Annotated in this window: 11 protein-coding genes, 1 tRNA gene and 1 pseudogene; 6 read left to right on the forward strand and 7 right to left on the reverse strand. The window is 74.1% G+C overall.

Annotated elements, in window-relative coordinates; all coding sequences use genetic code 11:
• Nucleotides 1–124 precede the first annotated feature (124 nt).
• Nucleotides 125–1618, reverse strand: coding sequence for a SpoIIE family protein phosphatase (locus ACWCV3_RS09445; protein WP_451220795.1), 1494 nt, complete (start codon nt 1616–1618; stop codon nt 125–127).
• Nucleotides 1619–2121: 503 nt separating this feature from the next.
• Between ACWCV3_RS09445 and ACWCV3_RS09450 the strand changes: the two genes are divergently transcribed.
• Nucleotides 2122–2787 carry a bifunctional DNA primase/polymerase gene (locus tag ACWCV3_RS09450; RefSeq protein ID WP_451220797.1) on the forward strand — a complete coding sequence of 222 codons (666 nt, stop codon included), beginning with the start codon at nt 2122–2124 and terminating at the stop codon, nt 2785–2787.
• Between the two features lie 55 nt (nt 2788–2842).
• On the forward strand, nt 2843–3370 hold the full coding sequence (locus ACWCV3_RS09455) for a hypothetical protein (RefSeq protein ID WP_451220799.1): 528 nt from the start codon (nt 2843–2845) through the stop codon (nt 3368–3370).
• 206 nt (nt 3371–3576) lie between these two features.
• On the opposite strand, the gene ACWCV3_RS09460 is transcribed toward ACWCV3_RS09455, so the two are convergent.
• From ACWCV3_RS09460 to ACWCV3_RS09470, 3 genes and pseudogenes are all read right to left on the reverse strand, one after another.
• The gene (locus ACWCV3_RS09460; protein ID WP_451220802.1) at nt 3577–4542 is read right to left on the reverse strand and encodes a DUF5926 family protein; all 966 of its coding nucleotides are present in this window, start codon (nt 4540–4542) and stop codon (nt 3577–3579) included.
• A gap of 139 nt (nt 4543–4681) precedes the next feature.
• A pseudogene (locus tag ACWCV3_RS09465) lies at nt 4682–5322 on the reverse strand (ATP-binding protein).
• A 60-nt stretch (nt 5323–5382) separates the two neighbouring features.
• A complete protein-coding gene (locus tag ACWCV3_RS09470; RefSeq protein WP_451220804.1) occupies nt 5383–6201 on the reverse strand; it encodes a glycerophosphodiester phosphodiesterase in 819 nt (272 codons plus the stop codon).
• A gap of 405 nt (nt 6202–6606) precedes the next feature.
• Here ACWCV3_RS09470 and ACWCV3_RS09475 point away from each other — a divergent pair, with 405 nt between their 5' ends.
• Together ACWCV3_RS09475 and ACWCV3_RS09480 are read left to right on the forward strand one after the other, a co-directional pair.
• Nucleotides 6607–8028 carry a S1C family serine protease gene (locus ACWCV3_RS09475; RefSeq protein WP_451220807.1) on the forward strand — a complete coding sequence of 474 codons (1422 nt, stop codon included), beginning with the start codon at nt 6607–6609 and terminating at the stop codon, nt 8026–8028.
• Between the two features lie 72 nt (nt 8029–8100).
• A tRNA-Ser gene (locus tag ACWCV3_RS09480) sits at nt 8101–8187 on the forward strand.
• A 60-nt stretch (nt 8188–8247) separates the two neighbouring features.
• Here the strand turns inward: ACWCV3_RS09480 and ACWCV3_RS09485 are convergent.
• Together ACWCV3_RS09485 and ACWCV3_RS09490 are read right to left on the reverse strand one after the other, a co-directional pair.
• The gene (locus ACWCV3_RS09485) at nt 8248–8643 is read right to left on the reverse strand and encodes a VOC family protein (RefSeq protein WP_451220810.1); all 396 of its coding nucleotides are present in this window, start codon (nt 8641–8643) and stop codon (nt 8248–8250) included.
• Nucleotides 8644–8699: 56 nt separating this feature from the next.
• Complete coding sequence (locus tag ACWCV3_RS09490; protein ID WP_451220813.1) at nt 8700–9557, reverse strand: bifunctional DNA primase/polymerase; 858 nt, start codon at nt 9555–9557, stop codon at nt 8700–8702.
• A 552-nt stretch (nt 9558–10109) separates the two neighbouring features.
• On the opposite strand from ACWCV3_RS09490, the gene ACWCV3_RS09495 reads away from it, so the two are divergent.
• Both ACWCV3_RS09495 and ACWCV3_RS09500 read left to right on the forward strand, forming a co-directional pair.
• Nucleotides 10110–10697, forward strand: coding sequence for a SigE family RNA polymerase sigma factor (locus ACWCV3_RS09495; RefSeq protein ID WP_451220816.1), 588 nt, complete (start codon nt 10110–10112; stop codon nt 10695–10697).
• 130 nt (nt 10698–10827) lie between these two features.
• Complete coding sequence (locus ACWCV3_RS09500) at nt 10828–12480, forward strand: long-chain fatty acid--CoA ligase (protein ID WP_451220819.1); 1653 nt, start codon at nt 10828–10830, stop codon at nt 12478–12480.
• A 42-nt stretch (nt 12481–12522) separates the two neighbouring features.
• Here ACWCV3_RS09500 and ACWCV3_RS09505 read toward each other — a convergent pair whose 3' ends face one another.
• Nucleotides 12523–16755, reverse strand: a complete 4233-nt coding sequence (locus ACWCV3_RS09505) for a PAS domain-containing protein (RefSeq protein WP_451220822.1) — start codon at nt 16753–16755, stop codon at nt 12523–12525.
• Nucleotides 16756–16935: the final 180 nt, after the last annotated feature.

Here is a 16935-nt window from a genome sequence, read left to right on the forward strand (position 1 = left end):
TCCTCCTCGGTACGGCGTGTGATCTCCCCCGGGGGGCACGCGGTGCTCGCGTCCGTGCCCGAGCAGGGGTGCCCCCATCATCGTACGTTCGTACCGAAACCGGACCGGCCGTGCCCGCCCGTGCTCAGTCGAAGCGGGCCGCCAGCAGCACCACGTCCTCGTCGGCGGCGGTGCCGTCCTCCGGCAGGAGCGTGGCGAGGACGTGGTCGGCGACGGCGCCGGGATCGCCGCGCAGGACGCGCGGCACGCCCGCCGCGGCCGCGTGCAGCCGGGCGAAGGCACGGTCCGTGGCCTCACCGGTGCGGCGCAGCAGTCCGTCGGTGTAGAGGAGAACCGTCTCTCCCGGCCGGACACCGAACTCCACGCTGGGCGCCTCCCAGCAGGCGAGCATGCCGAGCGGGGCGGACAGCGAGGTCTCGGCGTACTCGGTGCGGCGCTCCCCGGTGAGCAGCGGCGGGCTGTGCCCGGCACCGGCCAGGGTGACCCGGCGGGTGGCGGGCTGGCAGTAGGCGAACAGGGCGGTGGCCGAGCGGGCGGGCTCGGTGAGCCTGAGCAGCAGCTCCAGGTCGGAGAGGACGGCGACCGGGTCCTCGCCCTCCATCACGGCGTACGCCCGCAGCGAGGCACGGAGCCGGCCCATCGCCGCGACGGCCCCCGGACCGCTGCCGGTGACGGAGCCGACGGAGAGGCCGAGGGCGGCGTCGGGCAGCGGCAGGGCGTCGTACCAGTCGCCGCCGCCGTGCCGGCCGGCGCGGTGCCGGACGGCTAGCTGGACGCCGGGGACGCGGGGGAGCCGGGAGGGGAGCAGTTCCTCGGTGAGGGCGGCGGTGTGCAGGCGGGCGCGCTCCACCTCCACCAGCAGCGCGAGATGCTCGGTGGCCTGGCGGAGGTAGAGCGCGATCAGATGTCTGTGGTGTTCGTCGGGGGCCGCCGGCTCGTCGTAGAGCCAGACGGCGGCGCCGAGGCGGGCGCTGTCGGTGGCCAGCGGCAGGACGTGGCTGGCCGCGTAGCCGAGGCGGGCGGCGACCTCGCGGTGCCGGGGGTCGAGGCCGGGTTCGGCGAGCAGGTCGGCGGTGCCGGTCAGCAGGGCCTCGCGCGGGACGGTCTCGAGGTGGCCGATGTCGGCGCGGCCGAGGCCGAGGCCGGCGGTGGTGCGGGGGCCGAGTCCGTCGCCGGGTTCCAGTACGACGAGACCGCGCCGGGCGCCCACGAGGGCGGCACCGGCGCGCAGCAGTTCCTCGAGTGCGGTCGCCAGAGCGGATGTCCGGCACATCCGCTCGGTCAGCTCGTGGAGGGTGGTGAGGTCGGAGACCCAGCCGGCCAGTCGGTCCTGGAGCAGGCTGCCCGGAGCCTCCGGGGCGGTCACGGGGGGCGGGGTGCCCGCCGGGGCGTCCGGTGCGGGACCGGCTTCCGGGGCAGACGGTGCGGGCGCGACAGTGTGGGCGGGAGTGGGAACTGCGGGATCGATTCCGGCCACTTTCGGAGGATGCGGAGCGTTCATGGCGTCCGGCTCTCGGACCGGTGCGTCTTGCTGAAAAGCATCGCAAACCCCCATGTGATTCTGCGCCGCCAGCAGTGTCTCCACATGTACACGCACTCGTGAGGGGATGTCCAGCATTGTCCTGCGGGGATTCCTGGTGTTGGTGGGGCGTCGGAGGGATGTCGCGGAACCCCTTGAACTACTGGCAAGTTGGCTGGAAACTGCCTCGGGTGGAGCGTCATTGCGGTCGACTGGCCCTGCTCGACGGAGCGTCACCACGGTCGTGCGGGGTACGTACTCGAGAGAAGTCAAGGGGTGGCCACAGGCCGCCCGGAACCTGGCGAAGGACCCGGACGTCATAACCACCGACGACCGAGCCCCATCCTCCCGTGGCGGAGGCGGAGAGAAACACGCGCGACGGCAAAACGCCAGACTTCGCCACCCCCGTGCCATGTCCGTGCTCCAGAAGAACCGCACGTCTGAAGAACCGCACGTCGGACGCGGCCGTTGTTCCATCCCTGGGGGTTCCCCCGCCGTGCGCGGGGGCGTGATGCGCCAACAGGTACGCACAGTGAAGTGATCCACACATGTTGTGATGTCCACGGTGTTGCCAGCGGTGCAACGGAAAGGAGCGAGCGCTCATGCGCGAGATCCTCGGAAGCCGAAGCGGCCTTCCGCCCCGGCGGGGCGACGACGGCCCGGCGCTGATCGACGCGGCCTCGACCTTCGCGGCGACGTGGCGGTGGCCGGTACTTCCGGGCACCGCCGCCGATCCGCAGGGCCCGGCCGGCTGCTCCTGCCCCGACCCGGCGTGCACGGTGCCCGGCGCCCACCCCGGTGACCCCGATCTGCTCGCGGCCACCACCGACGCCCGCATGGTGCGCTGGTGGTGGACCAGCCGGCCGGACGCGCCGATCGTCCTCGCCACCGGCGGCCGGGCCCCCTGCGCGGTCAGCCTGCCCGCCGGGGCCGGTGCCCGCGCGCTCGCGCTGCTGGACCGGCGCGGGATGCGGCTCGGCCCGGTCGTCGCCGCCCCGCACCGCTGGGCCATCCTCGTGAAGCCCTACTCCATGGAGCAGTTGGGCGAACTGCTGTACGCCAAGGACTTCGTCCCCGGCTCGCTCCGCTTCCACGGCGAGGGCGGCTACCTCGCCCTCCCGCCCTCCGTCACCGGCCAGGGCGAGGTCCGCTGGGAGCGCGCCCCGCTGCCCGGCTCCGCCTCCCCGTGGCTGCCCGACGTGGAGGCCGTGGTGGACGCCGTGGTCGAGGCCCTCACTCGTACGGGTGTGAGTGCGCCCGAGTTGTAGGGGTGTCGGGGGCGCGCGGGGCCCTCGGGCCGCGCGCGCTCGTTATCTTCCGCCCATGCTGCGAATTCACCGGCCCCGCGCGGGCGGGCCGGGAGCCGGACCGCTCCGCACCTCCGCCCTGGCGTGCCTCGTCGCGGCGGGACTGCTGCTGCCGCTGGGCGGGGCGTCGGCGGACCAGGGGGAGGACGGGGACGCGCGTGCGGATTCGGCGCCCTCCGCCCTGGAGGCCCTCGACCGGATCACGCTCACCCGCTGCGGACCCGAACTCGCCTCGCCCGACGGGCTGGAGGCGCAGACCTGTGTCCTGAGGCGGGGCGGCGAGACCTGGGCGCGGGTCTACTACCGCAACACCACCGGTGACGCCCTGGACGCCGGCCTGAGTCTGCTGGGCCCGGGCGGCCGGGCCGTGCGCACGACCTGTGCCACCGGCGCGGACGACGCGCCCGCCACCTGCGAGACCCCGCGCGAGCGCATGCGGGACGCGGAGGCCGCGTACACGGCCGTCTCCGAGTTCGCACGCGGCGCAGAGGGTCCGCTGCTGCTGCGCTCCGGCAGCAACTCCGTTGCCGAAAAGCGCAGTTGACGGTCGACCGTGGCCGATCCGACCGGACGCGGACATGGAAAGGCCCGGTTGCTGGCGACGGGGGATGCACCAGCAACCGGGCTACTGGAACGGTAACAAGAGATCGGCGGTTCGCAAATTCGGTCCGGCTTATTCGGACACGGATTCGCTTGCCACGCCTGGGAGTTGTGATATGGGTCACCCACTCCCCGGGTCCCGGGCGGGGGTCAGCTCAGGGTGACCTGCCGGTTCGTCAGGCCGCCGCGTGCTCGGCGCTCCTCGGGGGTGAGGGGCCCGGTCACCGCGAGGGCCGCGGCGAGCCGCTCGGCGAACTCGGCGGCCGGCTTCTCGATCTCCTCGGCGCCGACCCCGCTCGGCAGGTCCCACACCGGCACGGTCAGTCCGTGCGCACGGAACGAGCCGACCAGGCGGGTGCCCTCGCCCAGGCTGGAAGTGCCCGCCGCGTGCAGCCGCGCCAGGGCGTCCAGCAGGTGCTCCTCCTCGTGCGGCATGACCCAGCGCAGGTGGTTCTTCTCCGGGGTCTCGCACCAGTACGCGGCGTCCACCCCGGTCAGCTTGACGGTGGGGATCGCGGCTGAGTTGGCCCGCTCCAGCGAGGCGGCCACCTCGGGCGTCGCGTTCTCCGCGTCCGGCACCCAGAACTCGAACCCGCTGTGCACGACCGGCTCGAAGGCACCCTCGGCGTCCAGCAGGTCCTGGAGACGGGGTGCGTCCGACGCGGCGCGGCGGCCCTCCACCGGGGTGCCCGGCTCGGCCACCAGGGCCCGCTGGAGGGTGTCGGCCAGGTCGCGGCTGATGTCGCCGGAGGCGGTGTCGTTCTGCAGGCCCAGCAGCACCGAGCCGTCGTCGCGGCGCAGCGCGGGCCACGCCATCGGCAGCACGGTGGCCAGGGTGACCGAGGGGACACCCTCGGGCAGACCGTCCTTCAGGTTCAGTTCGACGGTGGCGGCCGGAACCAGCTCGCGCAGCGCCACCCAGTCACACTCGCCCGGCAGGCCCTCGAACGGGCGCTGCACCAGCTCGGTCGCCGCGTGCGCGGCCGCGCGGCCGTGGCACGCCTTGTAGCGGCGGCCGCTGCCGCAGGGGCAGGCCTCGCGGGCACCGACGACCGGAACCTCGCCCCCGTGCGGCTGCGGGCGGCTGCCCTTGGTCTGGGGTCGCTTCTTGGCCATGGTGGCTGTCTCCCGGTGACGGCTGGTCTCGTACGGGCGGGAGCCTAGCCGTTCGGGCCACGGACCACCGGAACCTGTGGACGGCGTGGAGCGGGGCGGGGTGGGATCTGTGGACGACCGGCGCTTCACGCAAGCCCGTTCAGTCCAGGCTCCCGAGCGCTTCCGTGAAGCCGAGTTCGGCCAGTGCGGCGACCGGTGCGGGGGCGGTGACGCGCGTAGCGAAGGATCCGGGCGGGGCGCCCGCATCGGGATCGTGCACGTCCGCGTGGACCACCACCCAGACCGTCACCTCGCCCGGTACGTCGTCCCGGACGCCCCAGTCGTCGGCGAGCGCGTCGATGATGCTCAGGCCCCGGCCGCCGTGCGCGGTGACCGAGGGGGTGGCCGGAGCGGGGCGGGTCGGGCCGCCGCCGTCGGTGACCTCCACGATGAGTCGCCCGCGCGGGTCGATCCGCCAGTCCGCGCGCACCGCGCCGTCCCCGGCCCGGGCGCCGCCCAGCGGGCGTCCGTGCCGGTACGCGTTGCTCAGCAGCTCCGACAGAATCAGCACGGCGTCGTCCACGACCGGTTCCGGGACCCCGCCGCCGCGCAGTTGCGCACGCATCCGGTGCCTCGCCCTCCCCACGCCGGCAGGGCCGTGAGGTACGGCCATGCCCGACGACGCGGGCACTTCCTGTGCCACCACCAACGCCACCCCCGAGACCTCCTTCGCCCCACGCAACGGGTGAATGCCCCATTGGCCCGAAGCGGAAACCGGCCAGTCTCGTTCCGGCGACGCATTCGTCATGCCGGCGAGGGAAGACGAACGCGCCGGTGCACGTCCCGGGTCCGGGAGCGGCGTCAGCGGCCCAGGCGGCCGAGCACCTCGCGCGGGCGGTTGGTGATGATGGCGTCGACCCCCAGGCCGATGCAGAGGTCCACGTCGGCGGGTTCGTTCACCGTCCACACGTGCACCTGGTGACCGGCCTCCTTGAGCCGTCGCAGGTACGCCGGGTGGCTGCGGGCGATGCGGATGGAGGGGCCGGCGATGGTGACGCCCGCGGGGAGGCGCCCCTCGCGCAGCCGGGGGGTGGCGAACTGTGCCAGCAGCACCAGGGGCAGGGTCGGGGCGGCGGCGTGCACCCGGTGCAGGGAGCGGGCGGAGAAGCTCATCACGCGGACCGGGGAGGCTTCCGGGGAGGCGGGTGCGTGCAGTCCGTACCGGCGCAGCAGGGCGAGCAGCCGTTCCTCGACCTGGCCGGCCCAGCGGGTGGGGTGTTTGGTCTCGACGGCCAGCTCGACCCGGCGCCCGGCGTCGGCGACCAGTTGGAGCAGGCGCTCCAGGGTGAGGACGGAGGTCTCCTCGCGGTCCTCGGGCCGGTGCTCCCAGTCGGGCTCCTCGTCCCGGCCCGCGCGGCCCTTCCAGGAGCCGAAGTCCAGCGCCGAGAGGTCGGACAGCTCCAGGGCGGAGACGGCACCCCGGCCGTTGGAGGTGCGGTTCACCCGGCGGTCGTGGACGCAGACCAGGTGCCCGTCGGCGGTGAGCCGTACATCGCACTCGAGGGCGTCCGCGCCGTCCTCGATGGCCTTGCGGTAGGCGGCGAGGGTGTGTTCCGGCGCGTCCTCCGAGGCTCCACGGTGCGCGACGACCTGGATCGTGTGGTGTGGTGCGTGGGTCACCGCGTCATGGTGCCACCGAACCAGGGGTCGTAAGGGGCGCGCGGGCGGGCAGCCGTACCGGAGGAGTGCGCCGCTGGAGGGGCCCGCGTGCATACTTGTCTCACTTATGCCCGAGAAGCCCTATATAAAGAGTCCGCGCGGTCCCACAGGGACCGCTTACGGTGCCCTGACGGCCCGTGGGAAAAGCTGAGTGCGTACAACAGGAACAGATGTGGCACCATGCGCGGTCCTGTCGCGCCGGTCCGCACGTCTCGGGTGACGGGCGTGCACGAGGCCACGGGCATGACCGACCATGGACCGGCGCGACCCGTGTACGACAGGACGCGACCGGTGGGGAACCGATAATGATCGGTTTCGATCGAGCGTGACCGACGACAACAGCTGTGGATCGAGGAGAGAAGAGCTGTGAGCACCGAGAACGAGGGCAACGCGGTACCCCCGGCCCCGTCCGCACCTCCTGTGCCGGTGGCATCTCCCGCTCCCCCGCAGGGTGACGCGGGGGCGACGGCTCAGCTTCCGCCGGTGCCCCCCGGCCCGCCGGAGCAGCATCCGTACGGGCCCGGCGCAGCGCCGGCCTACCGCGCCCCCGAGGGCTCCTGGCCGCCCCCGCCGCCGCCCGGCACGCCGGGTTACGGCGAGGCGGGCGCGGGTGGCGCCGGAGGTGGCTGGGGCGCCTCTTACCAGCCGCCGGCGCCGAAGCCGGCCGGTGGCGGGCGCGGCGGGCTGATCGCGGCAGTGCTGGTGGCCGCGCTGGTGGCCGGCGGTCTGGGCGGCGGCCTCGGCTACACCCTGGCCAAGGACAACGACGGCCAGGGCTCCACCACCGTCTCCGCGGCGGACAGCGGAGCCTCGCAGGTCAAGCGGGCGCCGGGCACCATCGCGGGCGTGGCCTCCAGGGCGCTGCCCAGCACGGTCACCATCGAGGCGGAGAGCAACAGCGGCGAGGGCGGCACGGGCACCGGGTTCGTCTTCGACACCCAGGGTCACATCGTCACCAACAACCACGTGGTCGCCGAGGCGGTCGACGGCGGCAAGCTGTCCGCCACCTTCCCGGACGGCCGCAAGTACGCCGCCGAGGTCGTGGGACACGCCCAGGGCTACGACGTGGCCGTCATCAAGCTGAAGAACGCGCCCTCGGACCTCAAGCCGCTCTCCCTCGGAAACTCCGACCAGGTCGCGGTGGGCGACGAGACGATCGCCATCGGTGCCCCCTTCGGGCTGTCCAACACGGTGACGACCGGCATCATCAGCGCCAAGAACCGCCCGGTGGCCTCCAGCGACGGCAGCTCCAGCAGCAAGGCGTCCTACATGAGCGCCCTGCAGACCGACGCGTCGATCAACCCGGGCAACTCCGGCGGCCCCCTGCTCAACGCCTCCGGCGCGGTGATCGGCATCAACTCCGCGATCCAGTCCACCAGCGGCGGCAGCTTCGGCTCCGGCCAGTCCGGCTCGATCGGCCTCGGCTTCGCCATCCCGATCAACCAGGCCAAGTACGTCGCCCAGCAGCTCATCAAGAACGGCAAGCCGGAGTACGCCAAGATCGGTGCCTCGGTCTCCCTGGAGGAGTCCACCGACGGGGCGAAGATCACCGACCAGGGCACCGGCGGTGCGGACGCGGTCGAGGCGGGCGGCCCCGCCGCCAAGGCCGGCCTCAAGCCGGGCGACGTCATCACCAAGCTGGACGACTCGGTCATCGACAGCGGCCCCACCCTGATCGGCGAGATCTGGACCCACAAGCCCGGCGACAAGGTGAAGGTCACCTACACCCGGGGCGGCGACCAGCACACCGTCGACCTCACCCTCGGCTCCCGGGTCGGCGACAGCTGAGCCGGGTCCGTCCCCGCCCCGTCCCCGCTCCCGGTACGCTGTACCCCGCTCCGCCCCAGGTGGGCGAAGCGGGGAGGTGTGCCCGAGCGGCCTAAGGGAACGGTCTTGAAAACCGTCGTGGCAGCGATGTCACCGTGGGTTCAAATCCCACCGCCTCCGCGCAGGCAGGAATCGGAAGGGGCGCCCCTGGTCAGGGGCGCCCCTTTCGCGCGCGCCGTGCTACGCCTGCACGTCCCCCGGATACCAGCGCAGCTCGATCGTGTTCCCGTCCGGGTCCTCAACGTAGACCGACGTCGCCTCGCCCCGCGCGCCGGAGCGCTGGACCGGGCCCTGAAGGACCGTGAAGCGGCCGGAGGCGATCACCTCGGTCCAGTCCAGGGGGTCCACGACCAGGCAGAAGTGGTCGATGTTGGACTCGTGCCTCGGGCCCTCGACGATGTCGATGATCGTGTCCGGGGTGATGCGGACGGAGGGGAAGGGGGCCTTGCCGGCGCGCCATTCCTCGACGTTCTCGGGCTGGAGGCCGAGGAGGGCCGTGTAGAAGGCGAGGGAGCGTTCGGCGTCGGCGACGTTGAGGACTAGGTGGTCGAATGCCTTGACGTGCAGGGCGGGCACTGTGCCTCCAGAGGCTGTCGGGGACGGGTCCACGATCCGCCGTCGCGGGGGCTTCATCAAGTTCCCGGTGCCCTCCGCGCCGCCGATCCCAGCGTCGCCCGTGCCTCCGCCTCCGGCAGGCCCGTGTCCAGGGCCGCGTCCAGGAGGGGGCCGGCCAGCGCCCTCCCCAGGCCCTGCTCCCGGGCACGGCACGCCGCCCAGAAGAGGCGGGAGTTGCGCTCGCCCTCGTGCGCGGCGCGGACGAAGTGGACCAGCGCCGCGCCCCCGTCGGCGGGGTGCGTCCGCGAGGGCCGGGGTGCCGGCGGCAGGAGCAGGTGCAGCAGGGCGGGGGGACAGGGCGCCGGGCGGAGTCGGTCCGTGCCCGGCGCCGTCGTGTACGGACCGCGGGTTCCCCGTGAGCCGGGGCCGACCAGGTAGCCGCCCGCGCCCCGGATGTCGATTCCGGGCGCCAGCCGGCTCGCGGAGTTGGGGACCGCCACGTCCCCCGGGCCGGTGAGCCAGAGGTGGCGGCCGCCGCTCGGGGTGAGCACGACGACCGTCTCGGGGATCGCGAATCCGTGCCGTACCGCGAGGGCGCTCAGCGCGGCCGGGGAGTCGGTGCCGGGCTTGGTGTCCAGGTCGACGCCGATCAGATGGTGCGGTGGGAGCCCGCAGGCGATGCCGTAGCCGGTGGCCCAGGGCGCTGCGGCGAAGAGGGCGCGCACGCGGGCGGGGTCGGCGGAGGCGTCGTGGACCCCATGGCCGGGCCGGCCGCACTCGCCGTGGCAGGGCGGGTGCGCGGGGTCGTCGTGGTGCGGGGAGCGCAGCGCCGGGAGCTTCCGCCGGGACAGGGGGATGACGGCCAGCCCGCGCTCGGCGGCCGACAGCGCGTGGGCGAGGGCCGGCGGCGTGGCCTGCCGGTCGGAGGTGGCCATGACCCCATGGTCGTACAGATGTTCGACGATGGAAAGCGGGTGGGAGTGGCCGGTGTCGATGCCAAGACCGGGAAATGTGGTGATGAGGGTTTATCGACTTCTCGTCACGCTTGCGTGGTAATCCAGTGCCCTGAGGAGATTGGGGTGGAGTGGGACGGGCAGTACTCCGGTGCGACGCCGCAGGAAACGGGTCGGGACGGCCGGCCGGCCGCCCTGTCCGGGATGTGATTCGGGTCTGGAGGAAGAGATGGACAGCAGTCACCGCGGACCTCTCCGGTGAGCCGGGGGCGGGGTCCCTGGGGAGGGGCTCCGCCGGGGTGTGCTTCGGGGTCATGACAGCGGCGCGGCCGGCACTTCGGTGCCCGCCGCGCCGCTGTCGTCATGTGCGCCTCGCCCCGCCCCGGGAACCCCTCCGGGACAACCCCCAGGCCGGGTGGAGATCCACTCCACCTTCAGGAGGTCCGGCGTACCCCACCCCTACAACCTGAGGCGGACCCGGCTTCGGGACCTCCGGCCGATCCCCCGGGCCGCACCCGCTTTTAGCGTGGAGACATGACCGCACCCGTCTGCACCAGCGCCTCGGCCGCCGCACCGGCGCGGCGGACTCTCCCCCACCCCCGGCTCGCCCCGGAGGCGACATCGCTGTACCCCTCCTTCGCCTCCTACGTCCGCGCCCGCCACCCCGCCCTGCTGCGCACCGCCCGCTCGCTCACCGCCGATCCGAGCGACGCCGAGGACCTGCTGCAGACCGCGCTGGCCAAGACGTACGTCGCCTGGGAGCGCATCGAGGACCACCGGGCGCTGGACGGCTACGTGCGCCGCGCCCTGGTCAACACCCGTACCTCGCAGTGGCGCAGGCGCCGGGTGGACGAGTTCGCCTGCGAGGAACTGCCCGAGCCCGAGCCGCGCCCCGGTGCCGACGACCCGGCCGAACGGCAGGCGCTGCGCGACGCGATGTGGCGGGCGATCATGCGCCTGCCCGCGCGCCAGCGGGCGATGGTCGTCCTGCGCTACTACGAGGACCTCAGCGAGGCCCAGACCGCCGAGCAGCTCGGGGTCTCGGTCGGCACCGTGAAGTCCGCCGTCTCCCGCGCCCTCGGCAAGCTCCGCGAGGACCCGGAGCTCGGCCTCGCCCGCTGAGCGGCGCCGCCGGAGGGCACGGCATGCGGCGCGAGTTTCCCTGCCCCTAGTGACATACCGCTCGGTATGTGCGCAGAATCAGCGCGACTCTACTTCCGTACAGGCAACGCTGCCGGGGAGGACGCCCGCCGTGCTGAGCACCATGCAGGACGTACCGCTGCTGATCTCGAGGATCCTGACCCACGGCTCCACCGTGCACGGGTCGTCGCGGATCACCACCTGGACCGGCGAGGCCGAGCCGCACCGGCGCACCTTCGCCGAGACCGGCACCCGCTCGGCCCAGCTCGCGCACGCACTGTCCGGCCTCGGGGTGCGCGACGACGACCGGGTCGCCACCCTGATGTGGAACAACGCCGAGCACGTGGAGGCGTACTTCGCCATCCCGTCCATGGGCGCCGTGCTGCACACGCTCAACCTGCGGCTGCCCGCCGAGCAGCTCGCGTGGATCGTCAACCACGCCGCCGACCGCGTGATCATCGTCAACGGCTCGCTGATCCCGCTGCTCGCCCCCCTGCTGCCCCAACTGCCGACCGTCGAGCACATCGTGGTGTCCGGCCCCGGTGACCGCGCCCCGCTCGCGGCCGGCACCGCGCGGGTGCACGAGTACGAGGAACTGCTCGCCGGCCGCCCGGAGACGTACGACTGGCCCGAGCTGGACGAGCGCCGGGCCGCCGCCATGTGCTACACCTCCGGCACCACCGGTGACCCCAAGGGCGTGGTGTACAGCCACCGTTCGGTCTACCTGCACTCCATGCAGGTGAACATGACCCAGTCGATGGGCCTGACGGACCAGGACACCTCGCTGGTGGTCGTCCCGCAGTTCCATGTCAACGCCTGGGGCCTGCCCGACGCCGCCTTCATGACCGGCGTCAACCTGCTGATGCCGGACCGGTTCCTGCAGCCCGCGCCCCTCGCGGAGATGATCGAGGCCGAGCGCCCGACGCACGCGGCCGCCGTCCCCACCATCTGGCAGGGACTGCTCGCCGAACTCGGCGCCCACCCCCGCGACGTGTCCTCCCTCGTCCAGGTCACCATCGGCGGCGCGGCCTGCCCGCCCTCCCTGATGGAGGCGTTCGACGCGCTCGGCATGCGGGTCTGCCACGCCTGGGGCATGACCGAGACCTCCCCGCTCGGCACGGTCGCCCGGCCGCCGGCCCACGCGATCGGCACCGAGGAGGAGTTCGCCTACCGGCTCACCCAGGGCCGCTTCCCCACCTCCGTCGAGGCCCGCCTCACCGGCCCCGGCGGCGAACGCCTCCCGTGGGACGGCGAGTCGGCGGGCGAACTGGAGGTGCGCGGACCCTGGATCGCGGGCGCCTACTACAACGGCCCCGACGCCGAACCCCTGCGCCCCGACGACAAGTTCAGTGAGGACGGCTGGCTGAAGACCGGCGATGTCGGCACCATCTCGCCCGACGGCTACCTCACCCTGACCGACCGTGCCAAGGACGTCATCAAGTCCGGCGGCGAGTGGATCTCCTCGGTCGCGCTGGAGAACGCCCTGATGGCCCACCCGGACGTGGCCGAGGCCGCCGTGGTCGCCGTGCCGGACGAGAAGTGGGACGAACGCCCGCTGGCCACCGTGGTGCTGAAGGAGGGCGCGGAGGTCGGTTTCGAGGCGCTGCGGGTCTTCCTCGCCGAGGAGTGCGGGATCGCCCGCTGGCAGCTCCCCGAGCGCTGGACGATCGTCGAGACCGTCCCGAAGACCAGCGTCGGCAAGTTCGACAAGAAGGTGCTGCGCAGGCGGTACGCGGAAGGGGAGCTGGACGTCACGCGGCTCTGACCGGAAAGGGGCCGGGGGCACGAACACCCCCGGCCCTCCGGTTCAGTTGGTGCCGATGCGGGCCAGCAGGTCCACGATCCTGCCCTGCACCTCGTCGCTGGTGGAGCGCTCCGCGAGGAACAGCACCGTCTCGCCCGACGCCAGCTTCGGCAGGTCCGCCGACTCGACCGCCGCCGTGTAGACGACCAGCGGGGTCCGCTCGAGCTGCCCGTTGGCGCGCAGCCAGTCCACGATCCCGGCCTGGCGCTGCCTGGTCTGCATCAGGTCCATCACCACGAGGTTCGGCCGGAACTGCCCGGCCAGCGTCACCGCGTCGGCGTCGCTCGCGGCCCGCGCCACCTGCATCCCGCGCCGCTCCAGCGTCGCCGTGAGCGCCAGCGCGATCTCCGCGTGCTCCTCGATCAGCAGCACCCGCGGCGGATGCTGCTCGCTGTCACGCGGCGCGAGCGCCTTCAGCAGGACCGCCGGGTCGGCGCCGTAGGCCGCCTCACGGCTCGCCTGGCCGAGGCCCGCCGTCACCAGCACCGGAACCTCGGCGGCCACCGCCGCCTGGCGCAGCGACTGGAGCGCGGTCCGGGTGATCGGGCCGGTCAGCGGGTCCACGAACAGCGCGGCGGGGAACGCCGCGATCTGCGCGTCGACCTCCTCGCGCGAGTGCACGACCACCGGCCGGTAGCCGCGGGTGCTCAGCGCCTCCGACGTCGTCACGTCCGGCGCGGGCCACACCAGCAGCCGGCGCGGGTTGTCCAGCGGCTCCGGGGGCAGCTCGTCGTCCATCGGCTGCGGACGGGGGGTGTCCGCGACCTCCACCGCGCCGCCGGGACCGTCCAGCGGCTCGGGCCCCTCGGCGGCGTTCGCGTCCGGCGCCCCTATGGCGTACGACCGGCCGACGCCCTCGGTGCCCGGAGCCCGGCGCGGCTGCGCGGGCGCCGGCACGGCCTCGGGGTGCGCACGGGCGCCAGCCTCGGGCTGTGCCTCCGGGCGCGGGGGCGGGGTGCCCAGCTTGCGGCGCCGTCCGCTGCCGTTGGTCGCGTGCGGGGGCGGGGTCGCGGTCGGCTGCTGCACCTGCGCGGCCTGCCGTACGAAGGGCACGCCCTGGCCCAGCGTGCGCACGCTGATCGCGCGGCCCTGGGTGGAGTTGGCGTCGGGCGCCTCGGCGGGGAGGGGCTGTGCCGCCCGGGTCTGCGGCGTGAACTGCGGCGGCAGCGAGGCACCGGGGAGTCCCGCCCCCGCCGTGTCGTCGTCCTCGTCGTCGGGCCACGGCTGCGGAACGGGAGCCGGGGCGGGCGCGGCCTCGGCAGGCAGCGGCTGCGCGGGCACGGCCGCCTCGGGAGCGGTCGCCTGCGCGGGTACGGCGAGGGGCTGGGCCGGGGGAGTGGCCTGAGCCGGGATCGCCGCCTCCTGCTGCGCCGGCGGGGCCACGGCACGGCGGCGCCTGCCGGTGGGCGCGGTGGTCGGATGCGGCTGCGCGGGCGTGTGGTCCCCGGACTGGTCCACGGGCGCGGCGTCGTGCCGCCCCCCGGCGGCCGGGTCACCCTCGGCGGGGTGCCGCGGCGGTACGGGAGCGGACTGGGCGGGGGCGGCCGGCGCGGGGACCTGGGCCGCGGCGGGGGCCACGCCCTGGGCGTCACCGGGGACGGCCACGGGGGCCGGCGCCGGTGCGGGGGTCTGCGGAGGAGCTGCACCCTGGGCCGGGACGGGGCCCGGTACCGGAGCCGCACCCTGGGCCGGGACGGGAGTCACGACCTGGGCGCCGCCCGGCACCTGAGCGGCACCCTGGGGCACCGGAGCGGGCCCCCGGCCGACCTCGTGCACCGGAAGCGGCCCGGCCTTCACCGTCATCCCGGGAGCGATCCCGGCCCCCGCGGCCGTACCGGCCCCGGGAACCGGTGCCCCGGGCAGCGGGCCCACCCGCACGCCCGGCGTCTCCGCCTCCGGCGTCCGGTCCGCCTCGGCGGGTGGCAGGGCGAAGACCGTACGCGCACCCGTGTCCTGCGCGGCCGCGCGCTCTGCCGCGGCGGCCAGCGCACGACGGCGCCGCCCGGTCGGCTGGGCGTCCGCGGACGACGCGTCCTGCGCACCCGGTGCGGGAAGCGCGGGCGGCAGCGCGGCCTGCTCACCGCCGCTCTGCGGGGCCCGCTGCCCGGCGGGCACCGGTACGCCCTGCGGGGGCACGGCGCCACCGAGTCCGGTGTTGGAAGCGGCGGTTCCGGCGGCGTGCTCCGCCGCCGTCATCACGGCACCCTCGGCCGCCACCCCGTCGCCGGTCTCGGCGGGACGGCCCCGCCGCCGGCCGGTGCCGCTGGAGGCCGCCTCCGCGCTCTCGATCGCGGCCGGTGCGAGTTCCTCGGCCGCCGGGGCACCGCGCCTGCGGCGCCGCCCGGTGGGTGCGGGAGCGCCCGGCGCGTCGGTGGCTTCGACGGCTTCGGCGCCCGCGACCTCGCTCTCCAGGAACGCGTCGGTCGACGACCGCCGAGCCCTCCGGCGGCCGCCCTGCTCGCCCGCGTCGCCCACGAGCGCGACCTCGGCGCCGGTCGGCACGGCCTCGTGGCGGTCCGGGACTTGCGCGGCGACCGTACCGGCGCCGTCGCCCAGCGGTACTTCGAGGACGTAGGCACGCCCACTCATGCCCGGCACCTCATGTGTCTGGAGCACACCTCCGTGCGCCCGGACGATGCCCCGCACGATCGGTTCGTGCACCGGGTCGCCCCCGGCGTACGGCCCGCGCACCTCGACGCGCGCGACCTCGCCGCGCTGGGCGGCCGCGACCACCACGGTGTTGTCCAGGTAACCGGCGGACGAGACCGGGGCGTTGCCGGTGGCGTCCACGCCCGCGACGTCCGCCACGAGGTGGGCCAGCGCGGTGGCGAGCCGCTGCGGGTCGACCTCGGCCTCGATGGGCGGAGCGTGCACGGCGAACTGCACGCGTCCCGGCCCGATCAGCTCCACGGCACCGTCGACACCGGCCGCGACGACCGCGTCCAGCATCACCTTGGTCCGGGTGATGTCGTCGGCGCCGGAGTCCAGGCGCTGGTAGCCGAGGACGTTGTCGATGAGGGCGGTGATGCGGGCGTAGCCGGCCGAGAGGTGGTGCAGCACCTGGTTGGCCTCGGGCCAGAGCTGACCCGCGTCGTCGGCGGCGAGGGCGGCCAGTTCGCGGCGCAGCTCGTCCAGCGGGCCGCGCAGGGAGGAGGCGAGGAGGGTGAGCAACTGCTCGTGGCGCCCGGCGAGGGCGTCGTACCGGTCCTTCTCGCGCTCACCGAGGGCGGCGTACCGCTCCTCGCCCGCCGCCAGTTCCTCCTGGAGCTTCTCGCGCAGCCCGGTCAGCTCGGCGGCGCCGCGCCCGGTCAGGTCCTCGATCTCGGCGGCGTGCTTCTGGCGCAGCGCGGTGAGGTCGGCGGCGTGCTCCTCGGCGAGCCGCTCCAGTTCCTCGGCGTGCGCCTTCTCCAGCGCCTCTTTCTCGTCGGCCAGGGACTGGTAGGGGCGCCGGTCGGTGAAGGTCATGACGGCGCCGACGAGCTGGTCGCCGTCGCGCACCGGGGCGGTGGTCAGGTCGACGGAGACCTCGTCCCCGCTCTTGGACCACAGCACCTGCCCGCGCACCCGGTGCTTGCGCCCGGAGCGCAGGGTGTCGGCGAGCGGCGACTCGTCGTACGGGAAGGGGGAGCCGTCGGCACGGGAGTGCAGTACGAGGGTGTGCAGCTCGCGACCGCCCAGCTCACCGGCGCGGTAGCCGAGGATCTGCGCGGCGGCGGGATTGACCAGCACGATCCGGCCGTCGGTGTCCGTGCCGACGACGCCCTCGGAGGCGGCGCGCAGGATCATCTCGGTCTGCCGCTGCGAACGGGCGAGTTCGGCCTCGGTGTCGACGGTCCCGGAGAGGTCCCGTACGACGAGCATCAGCAGCTCGTCGCCGGTGTAGGCCGAACCGTCGTACGCCTGCTGGGGGTTCTCCAGGTTGGCGCTGGTGACCTCGACCGGGAACTCGGTGCCGTCGGTGCGCCGGGCGACCATCCGTGTCGGCTTGGTGCGCCCGGCCGGGTCCATGTGGTCGGGGCGGCGCATCGAGCCGGGGATCAGCTTGGAGTCGAACTGCGGCAGCAGATCGAGCAGACCTCGCCCCACGAGCGCCGTACCGGGTGCCTCGAACGCCTCCAGGGCGATGGTGTTGGCGTTGACGACCGTGCCGTTGGCGTTGACCAGGAGCAACGCGTCGGGCAGGGCGTCGAGTATGGCTGCGAGGCGAGCAGCGCCTCGGGATGGCCTGCTGCTCACGAGACGCTTCCTCCCTGTCACCGCACCTTGCCGACCGCTCGGGCCATCTTGCCAAGCGGCCCGCGGGGTGTCACGCGAGGGAGTCTAAGGGCTCCGCCCGCGCGCACGGCGCCGGATGGGAAGGAGGTACCACGACGAAGTGACGCCGAACATATGCCCGCATCCCGCCACGGGTCGCCT

Source organism: Streptomyces sp. NPDC001781, from assembly GCF_053596035.1.